Annotated in this window: 1 protein-coding gene; it reads right to left on the bottom strand. The window is 42.4% G+C overall.

The window, feature by feature from the left end; genetic code table 11:
* Positions 1-1305, bottom strand: a 1305-nt coding sequence (locus tag DXA13_RS20610; RefSeq protein ID WP_118246850.1) for an IS1182 family transposase, incomplete at its 3' end; no start/stop codon positions are given.
* Positions 1306-1402 lie beyond the last annotated feature (97 nt).

Raw genomic sequence — 1402 nt, 5'->3', positions numbered from 1 at the left:
CCTCATTTCCATCCGTGCTTTCCCATACATCTGTGTATATCGAAAACCATGATTCTCCTTAGCTGTTCCAAAGAGTCTTTCGATGGTCTCTTTTCTCTGCGCATACAATTCTTTCATTCCTCGTGTATGGCGAAGATCTTCGCAGATTTCCATATACGGCTCCCAGATATGTCTGGTTACCAGTTTTACATGACCTTTGCTTTCTGTACATTGCCTCAGATAAGGACAACTCTCACATACAGCCCCGCAGCTCTTGTATTCCCGATATCCTTCTCGATTTGTGGTTCGGTATTCCAGCACCTGATTGTTTGGACATATGTAACAATCATAATACTCGTCATATACATACTCATACTTCTTGAAAAAGCCTTCTTTGGTCTGTGGGCGTCTGTACGGAAAGAGCGGCCTGATCCTATCGTCAATTAAGAGCTTCGCAATTGCCGGTGTTTTATATCCAGCATCTGCGACTAAAGTCTTGATTCCGATATGTTTGATTTTATCGTACAGGCCTTTAAAGGTCCGGCTGTCATGCAGATTTGCAGGACTCACAGTATATCCAAGGATCCAGCCATTCTTATCACAAGCTGTTTCAACTGCATATGCAAAAACATGTTTATGCTCGCCTTTCCGGAACCATCCGCTTTCCGGATCTGTGATACTGCATTTCTTTGTTGGAAGGTCCGGCGTTCCTCCGCCGGTTGGTGGCGGTGGAGTATCATCCTTGTCTTTTAACGGCTTTTTATTATGTTCCTGGCGGTCTTGATCAATCTCTTTTCGAAGCATCGCTTCATAAAATAAAGCTTCCTCTTTTGCAACTCGTTTCTGCATTTTTCGGCTGTTGGCGCGTGCCTTTACATGTGTAGCATCCACAAACACTTCGGAAGGATCTACTAATTTGAATTTATAGCACTGTTCGAGGATGTGAGAAAAAATCTGCTCAAATAGATCCGAATCTTTAAAACGTCTGGTATAGTTCTTTCCGAAAGTTGAAAAATGTGGGACTTTATCCATCATTTCCAGGCCGAGGAACCAACGGTATGCAACATTCATTTCGATTTCTTTCATGGTCTGACGCATACTTTTGATTCCATAAAGATACTGGATAAAAGGAATCTTGATCAGCATGACCGGATCCATACTCGGACGTCCGGTGTCAGAAGAATACTTATCCTCGACCAGATCATAAATGAAGTTCCAATTGATTGCTTTGTCAATGATACGCAACAAATGATCTTGTGGAACCAGATCATCCATACAGAACATCATGATCTGTTCTCTCTTTTTATCCGCTTCTTTCGTCAACATAAAAACACCGCCTTCCTGATATAATGATTATACCATGAATGCGGTGACAAATGTAGAAAAGCCCGAGCGATTGCTCGGGACTTTGTCTACAGTCTGA

The sequence above is a fragment of the Clostridium sp. AM58-1XD genome (genome assembly GCF_003464085.1).
Lineage (GTDB): Bacteria > Bacillota > Clostridia > Lachnospirales > Lachnospiraceae > Lachnoclostridium_A.
This window is presented reverse-complemented; position numbering and strand designations above follow the sequence as displayed.